At 57.9% G+C, this 8,127-nt stretch carries 6 protein-coding genes; 2 read left to right on the forward strand and 4 right to left on the reverse strand.

Annotation, left to right across the window (positions count from 1 at the left end):
- Positions 1–50: 50 nt before the first annotated feature.
- The 3 genes from K1Y02_23330 to K1Y02_23340 are packed head-to-tail and all read right to left on the reverse strand — an operon-like array spanning position 51 to position 4,172.
- Positions 51–2,633 (reverse strand): FG-GAP-like repeat-containing protein, encoded by a 2,583-nt coding sequence (locus K1Y02_23330; GenBank protein ID MBX7259314.1) that lies wholly within the window; start codon positions 2,631–2,633, stop codon positions 51–53.
- Positions 2,630–3,367 carry a lipopolysaccharide kinase InaA family protein gene (locus K1Y02_23335; GenBank protein MBX7259315.1) on the reverse strand — a complete coding sequence of 246 codons (738 nt, stop codon included), beginning with the start codon at positions 3,365–3,367 and terminating at the stop codon, positions 2,630–2,632. Before K1Y02_23335 ends, K1Y02_23330 begins: the two co-directional genes overlap by 4 nt.
- A 40-nt stretch (positions 3,368–3,407) precedes the next feature.
- Complete coding sequence (locus K1Y02_23340) at positions 3,408–4,172, reverse strand: phosphotransferase (GenBank protein MBX7259316.1); 765 nt, start codon at positions 4,170–4,172, stop codon at positions 3,408–3,410.
- A gap of 20 nt (positions 4,173–4,192) precedes the next feature.
- Between K1Y02_23340 and K1Y02_23345 the strand changes: the two genes are divergently transcribed.
- Together K1Y02_23345 and K1Y02_23350 are read left to right on the forward strand one after the other, a co-directional pair.
- Positions 4,193–5,035 (forward strand): hypothetical protein, encoded by an 843-nt coding sequence (locus K1Y02_23345; protein ID MBX7259317.1) that lies wholly within the window; start codon positions 4,193–4,195, stop codon positions 5,033–5,035.
- Positions 5,036–5,215: 180 nt separating this feature from the next.
- On the forward strand, positions 5,216–6,196 hold the full coding sequence (locus tag K1Y02_23350; protein ID MBX7259318.1) for a heparan-alpha-glucosaminide N-acetyltransferase domain-containing protein: 981 nt from the start codon (positions 5,216–5,218) through the stop codon (positions 6,194–6,196).
- Positions 6,197–6,320: 124 nt separating this feature from the next.
- Here K1Y02_23350 and K1Y02_23355 read toward each other — a convergent pair.
- A partial coding sequence (locus K1Y02_23355) for an alpha-galactosidase (protein MBX7259319.1) occupies positions 6,321–8,127 on the reverse strand: 1,807 nt, incomplete at its 5' end.

The raw sequence follows: 8,127 nt of genomic DNA on the forward strand, positions 1-8,127 counted from the left end.
CCGATGAATCCCGCCGCCCCAGTCACCAGTACTTTTCTCACGGTCACTCCTTACGATTTAATCGCGCTACCCCGCGCTATATAAAGACTTACGAATCCATCCGCAGTGGGAACAATCAGGTCGCTCTTCCCATCGCCATCGACATCGGCCGGAATCGGCCCACCTGCGGCCGCCCCCGCCTCGAGCTTCCAGACCACCCGGGGACTGCCCGACGCATCGCCAACAGCATACACCTGGCCATGGCTGGTTCCGAACAGGAACTCAAACTGACCGTCGCCATCCACGTCACACGATGCCACATCGCTGCATGTGGCTTCCACCGGCATCTCCCAGCGGACCGTTCCGTCATTAACGTTGATGCAGGCGAAGTTCCCGTTCTGCCGGCCAAAGCCAAGGAGCCAGTCTCCGCTCGGCAACCTGAGAAAGCCTTCCTCGGCGCTCCGCGCCTCACCGGGCTGAGGCACCTTGTACCATAGGGGCTCGGCCTTGATCGTCATGGCGGCTTGGAAGTAATGGCCCGCGACAAGGCAAACCAGGGGGGTTGATTCATTCCGCTCCAGGATAGCGGGAAGCGTATACAATCCTTGACTCGACTGCTTGAAAATATCGGGTGGAAAAGCGGGTCCGAGCAAAAATTCACCCGTACGTCCTGAGGCTATACAGTAATAATCAGGATTGGTAAACACGACATCATCTGCACCGTCAGAATCGTAATCATAGGCTGCGGCGAGATTCAAGGTAGCACCCCAGTACCGCTCTGAGTTGGGGACTTCTCCTTTTTCCCAAACGATATTTCGGGAGTTAGCGTCGATCACTAAACTGCGTCCCATCGGCGTTCCAAACCACATGTATAGATCAAGGGACGTGGAGCCTGTAAAGCGGCCCGTTCGCACGTAGGCCACCCGGGCATGGGGTAACCCATTGCGGTCAGGCGGCGGGAGTTGCGTTTCAAAGACTGTTTCATCATGTTTTGATGGTGTTTTTACGAGAATCTTTGGCTGTGTAAGTGCTGAAGTTTCAGTGTTCAGGATGTCGGTCGCACCGTCTCCATCTAAATCGGCGAGAATCGGCACTGAACTGGACGAGTACCCGGATTGGAGTCGAAGGACATTCTCTTGCCATTCTAAAATTGAAACTTTGGGATCCTGATAGAGGACAATTTGGTTGTTCCCTTTTGCCAACAGGTCCGCAACTACGATCTTAGGATACGGAGGACCGACAGATGCAGGCACAGAGCCAAAATCGGCTTCCGCCTTGGGGGGCTTCACCCAGGGATGCACATCGTAACCAGAATCGCCTGCCTTAGCGAGTGTAAATTTGTCTTCATCTCTATCTACTCGAAGTTCGCCGGACTTGCCGGGCTTCACGGCGGTCATCGATGCATCCTGCCAGACTACGGTTTGGGCGCCGCCTGTAAACGATACAAGACGAACCCCGTCGGTCTTTGCCTGCGTCGGATCGCTACTCACATTGACGAGAACTTCGGCGGCGCCGTTGCTGTCGGCGTCGCCAGTAGCCACGGCAATCACGCCGGGAACCCGCTGCTTCATCTCTCCCGTAACGGCGTCGTAGACCCGCAGCAACCAGGCCTGCTCGTTCTCGGAGTTGAACATGGAGACCAAGACTTCCAACTTGCCGTCCCCGTCAACATCGGCCACGGGAGGCTCTGGCCACGTGGTCGCAACCTTGCCGGTGGTGACGCTCTCCGGCCACCCGTAGCCCCATGCTTTCTCCATCCTGCCGCCCTTGTTCAGAAGCGCTTCATGGTGCTGGGCAAAGTTCGCGATGCAAAGGAAGTCCTCCCTCCCATCCTTATCCAAGTCGGTGAACTCCACCAGGCCGTAGCTTCGTATGTTGGCGGGCGATACGTCCCATTGAATGAAGTGCTTCACCGCTCCCGTCAGCGCGTCCAGAAACCACATGCGGCTGTGCGTCTCAACCACCAGTTCTTTGACGCCGTCTCCGTCGAGGTCGCTCTGCAGGAAACTCGGAAAGCACGTATACAGGTCGAAGTCGTACCGCCACCGCTGCTTCGGCGCCGCCTCCCCCTCCGTGAACTCAAATAGGGCGATGTAGCCGTTCTTCGGGTCGGGCGGGTACGCGTGCATAATGACGACAATCTGCTTGCCGCGGCCACCGGGTACGTACTCACCCTGGTACAAGTACCAGGCGTACGACATGGGGTCCACATCGTACCGCCAAAGAAGAGCGCCATCGGCAACCGAGACGAGGGCCGCAGCGGCGAAAGGTTCGGTGGGCCGTCCGGCTTTCAGCAACGCCTCGACCGACCCGTCGCCATTGAGGTCCTCGGCTACGGTGATTTCGCTGAAATTGAGGCCGGAAGGATGGGATTCCCAGCGGAGTTGACCGGACTGGTCGTAGCATCGCAACGAGCCCGCAACCAGGCACAAGCCCAGCACCGATCCATCTGGCATCGGTACGCGGCAGATGGGAGGCTGGGTCCGGCCGAGGTCATAGCGCCCGGCCAGAACTGGGGACTCCTTCATGGCCCCGGCCAGCGGTTGGACGGCGGTCAAGTGCGGGTTCTGACGCGGCTCGGGCCAATCGCCAGGGGCGCACCTCGCTTGAGTAATGAACGCAAGCGCAGCAACAACCACTGCTGCCGTTCTCATAGCTTGCCCTGCTCCCGCCAAATGGCTTCCGTGCGCGCGCGGCGGCTCTTCTGACCGGCCTTCACCCGCTCGAACCAGGAGTCGATTCCGTGGGGATCGGGCAACATATGCATCAAGAATGGCTTCAGCACGTGGTCGCTCCAACGATCATTGAACGAATCGTAAAGCTGGATATGGGCTCGCAACCGGGCCTCTTCTGTGTAAGCTCCGTCCAGAGTCACGGCGTCAAGGTCGATGAACGTGAATCGCTCACCATCCTGCGTAAGGATGTTCTTGCCCGCCAAATCCCGGTGAGTGGCCCCGCTGGAACAGAGGCAATTCACCGCTTCCGCAAGACGTTCCAGATAGGCAACGGTCTCGCTTTCATTGGACCCCCGCTGAATCATGGAGTCCGCGAACGCCTCGACATCCACATGCGCGTCCAGATATTCGCAGATGAAGGCATGTCCCCAGCGGAGGCCGAAGCGGCCAAACTCGACGTAGGCAAACGCCTTGGGAATGCTGACTCCATGATTCTCAAGATGCCGTGCGGCAGTCCAGACACGTCTACTGCGCCCCCGCAGAAGGGTATGGCGAAACAAGGCCCCTATTCCCCGCTGCCGGCTACGCTTGACCACCCACGTCCCGACGCGTTTGGTCTCCGATTTGTGCGAGGCCTTGAGCAGTGAACCGGGTAGCCGCAACGCATCCATGACCGACTCGACAGGGAAATCGTGACAACGCCAAATCCGCATGGAGCCCACTCGCTCAAAAACCACTCCAATCATCGCGGCTTCAGGATGCATGGGAAGGCTTGCGTCGGCGCGCCAGATCGGACAGCGCGCCCTTCACGCGGTAGACGCCATCCAGCCAACTCGGGAAGGACTGAATTCCGTAGCCGCTGCAAAGTGCCTCAAACACAGGACCCGGAAGTCCGTTCTTCTGGAGCGACCGCCGGAGCCGGAGGAGGTTGCAGGCTCGCTGAAACTGATTCAGATAGGAGTAACGTCGCGCGTTGTCGAAATCGATAACGTAGGCGTGCGCGTCAGAGACGAGAATGTTTCGCGCATTAAGGTCGGCGTGAAACACGCCTTCATCGTGCAAGGCCCGCACAGCACGCCCCGCGTGCTTCAGCACACTGTCTTCAAGATGCCCTTTTTCCGTATAGGCCGCGATAAGGTCCTGGGCCGGCAGCTCACGCGTGGCAAGCGCCCCTCGGAATACCGGGCCGCGGCGTTGCCACATTGCGCCAAGGGGTTGGGGCACGGGCAGCCCCGCGTCATACAGAAAGTCCAACAGATTCAGTTCCCGGCGGGCTCGGTTGGCAAGCAGGTACGACTCACGCAACACGCGCCCCGCAACGCCTCCTCGCCGGTAGGTCTTCAGAACGCCCCTCCCGCCATCGAAAACGAAGCGCGCAACGGGAGCCCGGCCGCCGTGGCCTTCCGCCGTGCGCCCGGCGTTGTCGAACAATACGGCTTCAAGGCTTTCGCGCCATTCCGTGCGCACGAATGCCGTTTTACCGTCGCGTCGAATTGTGCTATACGTTTCTAGAGCCATCGGTTCGTAAGGGGGTTGTTATGGCAATCATGCGGATACCCAGCCCAAGATTCAAACGGCGGACCGCCTCCGGCCTGCTCTTTGTCGCTGTTCTCGCGTTCACATCACCTTCCTTTGCCTGGGCGCCGGCTGTCCATGGATGGATCGCGATTCAAGCGACAGGAAACGACGACGGACGGATTGCGTACGGAGCGGTGGCTGCAGACCTGAATGAAGCTGCTCGCGAAACGGTCAGAAGCGAACTGCGCCAGCTGTCTCACAATCGATATGACCTCTTGGAGCCAAGCTTATTTGCGGATGGATTTGCCGCGCACAACGAGATGTGGGGCGCTGACGCGTACGCTCACGGCGCAACAAATCCGGATACCCATCAGTACATCAAGGGATATATTCAACTGAAGTCGGAGCAACTCAGCCAGGAATTGGGCATTTCCGTGGGCGAAGGCCATCTGCTCATGGAAACCGCGGCCGACTTCACCATTCGCAAGCTATACGGCCCGCGCGTCGGCGGGCGGGTGTTTCTGGGGGCGCTGTTCTCGGGGCGATACCCGTCGAATGAGCTGGCCGATGCGTTTAGCCAACCCTTGGCGGATGCCACTGGGCTTTCCGTGGAAGAGGCGGAATCGGAGATTTCGCAGGCGGCGTCGCTCATACGGGCGGGTGCGGGACTATACGGTAGCCAGTTTGCGATGCCCGTGCCGTATCTGAGCACCATGATTCCTCTGGGTCTGAGTCTGGTGCAGGGCACGGATGTAGCAACAGCAAGCCTGCGCTTTGCCCGCGCGATGGAACTCTGCGAGGATCTCGAAGACGAACTCGAATACGTCATCCCCAGGGTTCGTGACCAGCTTCCGCCGGAGTAGCGATTTCGAACTTGCTGACCAAATCCACCGCTCCAGCAGGTTACTCGTATGGGGCGTTAGCCGCCCTTGAATCCTCGCCTGGAAAGTAAACATACTCCCCGCACATTTGCAGGTTATTTCGGCGGCTCTTGGGGATGTATACCGGCCGTCTTAACGCATCCGTGTCAGCGAGGAATGCACATGGCGGACAAGGAATCACAGCGTATCGCATCAATCGACCAATACCGCGGGTACGCGATATTCGGGATGATCTTCGTGAACTACCTGGGCGGTTTTGACGTGATGCCCTGGATGTTCAAGCACCATCACTACGGCATGAGCTATGCCGACACGATAGCGCCGCTATTCATGTTTGTTGTGGGGATGGGCATGCGGCTTTCGCTCCAGCGGCGCGTAGAAAAAGACGGATTCGCGGCCGCGCACCTTGCGGCGTTGCGCCGGTACATGACGCTCATCGTGGTGGGCATCGCGCTGTACGGTCCCTCGCTCGAGAATTGGCGCTATTGGTGGGATGCGTTGGTGGATATTGGTTTCGCAGGTATCCTCGCACTTCCATTCCTCATGAAATCCACAAAGGTGCGGGCTTCGGCGGCCTTCGGCTATGTCATCCTGTTCCAGATTCTCTATATGACCACGGGATATGAAGAGTGGACCATGAAGCGCAGTATCGACGGCGGGCCGCTCGGTCCATTGAGCTGGGTGTTTTGTCTACTTCTGGGCACGATCGCGTATGACTTGATCGCAGCAAACGACCGAAAGCGAATGGTGCGCGGGTTTATTGTATGGGGCGTCGCGCTGTGCGCGCTGGGCTGGGCGCTGCGATTTGAATGGCCTGGCATAAAGGCCGAGTGGCCGTTCACGCAACGCGGAATGACTATCCCTTACCCACTCTATTCGACGGGCCTTTGCTTCTTGATGTACCTTCCCTTTTACTACATCTGCGACGTCAAAGGCTGGAGATTCCCCCATCTCACCGCGCTGGGCTTAAATCCGCTGGTAATCTACATCGTTCAGCAAGCGTTGGGTGACATGCACGATGGGTATATCGTTTCACAGGAAAGCGGCGTCGCATTGGCCATCTTGGGGTTTGCGGCCTTCTACCTCTCCTGCTATGCGGTGGCATGGCGTCTGCAGAAGGACCGCGTAATCATCAAGCTGTGAGGTTCGCGACTAAGACGGTGTTGTACGAGTGCCTGACTTTCCAGTTCACCCCTCGGATCGGTGTGGTCACTCACCCAATTGGCGGACTAGAAAGTCCGCCCTCCGAAAGAGTCGATATCGCGCGTTACTGTTTTTGATAGTGAAGCAAGGCCGATGCGGGCATTCCATCGAGCTTGATGGAGTATCCTGTGTCCATCAACTCGCGACCCTTCGACTCAAGGGTTACGTTCGTGTCGAAATCGGTCACGAGGTAGGTGGCTTCAGCCTCCAATCCGCAGAGCTTAACTTGGAGCGTGTCGTTCTCTGTACGCTTGCGGCGAAATGCCTGAATCACACCGTCGCCCTGTTCGGGCCGGTTGAACTGCCACGCAAGCCACTTCGTCTCATCCAGGCTATACGGGGTGAGCGGATAGTAGTCGCCAAGATAGCATCCGGCGGCTTGCCGCCATTGCGCAATCATGGTGCGATAGAGCTCCCAATCCATGTCGGGGCTGCGGACATCGGCTATGAGTCCCAGTGCAGGCGTAAAATAGCTGCGAATCGAGTAGACCGTGTTCACGGGATTGACATAGCCGCCCTCGCCGAAATAGGGAATCCACGAGGCAATGCCGTAGGTGTGACCTTGGTTCCCGATGGCCCATTGAGGATGGCCGTTAAACGCCTGATAGTCGCTGCGCAGTAATGGAATCGCGCGCCGTAGCGTCTCGATATCATTACGTCGCCCACCTCCCGCACAGGAGTCGATCAACATGCCGGGATGCCGCCGCAACAATTCGTCCCAGAACGCGTAATACCCTTGAATATGGAGGTTCTCACGCATACCCAATCGATCGGGTGTGTCGTTCTCTCTCCAATAGTCCAGCGGGGCCAGGTTCATGTCCTGACGATAGAGATCGATACCCTCTTCAACAATCATCTTGTCGACATGATTTGTCATCCATTCGCGGGCTTTGGGATCGCCGAGCCACAACAGTTGAAGCCCGTTCGGCTCAGGGGGATTGGCATTGAGCATTGCGTCCGGATTTTCATGCGCCGTCAAGCTCCAAGGGTAAGCCGATTCCGGTTCGAACCAAACGATGAATCCCATGCCGCGTTCGTGCACGTAGTCGCTGATTGCCTTCAGTCCATTGGGGAAACGATCCTTCGCGACCGTCCACTGGCCTTGTCCGCCGGGAAACCAACCCGCATCCAGCCACCAGTAGTCGAGTTTGATGCCATGCTGAGTCAGGGCATCAATGAATGCCTTCTCCCCTTCTTCGGTATTCTTGGCCCAGCCGAAATAGGCATAGTCGCAGAAAGAGAGAATCGGTTGAACCGGTTTGCCCTGCGGACGAGGCATGTTGTGCGCGACCATCCATCGCCGCCACAGATTCTGCGAGCGGATGACGTCGTTGCCCTTCCAGAACATCAAGGCAATCAGTGGCGTGCGAACTTCTTCTCCCGGTTCCAGACTGAGTCGCGTGAGTTCCTGCCCCGCCGTCACCTGAAGACCGCGGTCGGCTCGATGCCAAAATGTGACCGACCATTGCCCGGTCCATCCGACGGCCATCAGCATGCCGCCTCCGTCAGGCATAGCCAAATTGAAGTAAGGAAATGCCGTGTCGCACGAGCGGCCTCCCGAGGGAGCAAATGTGTTCTTCGTGTTTGGATACAGTGCGATTTCGTAGGGCGCGTAGCTGTCGGCAACGTTGTTGTCGCCCTTGTTGCCTCGAAGGATGAATTCGGCAGAATCGCTGCCTGTAAATGTGGAATCGAAACCTTGAAGGTTCTCGATGAGCGGAGATTTCGTGCCACCAGTGTTCTTGAGATAGACGGTCCATTCGACGACCGGATAGTCGCTGTAGGCAACAGCCACCCAGCGAACTTGGAGCTTTGTTTGAGCATCCAGATACGTTGACGTGTATTCCGTTCGCAGATCGTCGAGCTTCTTG

The sequence above is a fragment of the Candidatus Hydrogenedentota bacterium genome, assembly GCA_019695095.1.
Lineage (GTDB): Bacteria > Hydrogenedentota > Hydrogenedentia > Hydrogenedentales > SLHB01 > JAIBAQ01.

Coding starts and splice junctions, on each gene's coding strand:
- K1Y02_23335 (MBX7259315.1), bottom strand. CDS start 3,367: ATGCGGATTTGGCGTTGTCACGATTTCCCTGTCGAGTCGGTCATGGAT.
- K1Y02_23350 (MBX7259318.1), top strand. CDS start 5,216: ATGGCGGACAAGGAATCACAGCGTATCGCATCAATCGACCAATACCGC.
- K1Y02_23340 (MBX7259316.1), bottom strand. CDS start 4,172: ATGGCTCTAGAAACGTATAGCACAATTCGACGCGACGGTAAAACGGCA.
- K1Y02_23330 (MBX7259314.1), bottom strand. CDS start 2,633: ATGAGAACGGCAGCAGTGGTTGTTGCTGCGCTTGCGTTCATTACTCAA.
- K1Y02_23345 (MBX7259317.1), top strand. CDS start 4,193: ATGGCAATCATGCGGATACCCAGCCCAAGATTCAAACGGCGGACCGCC.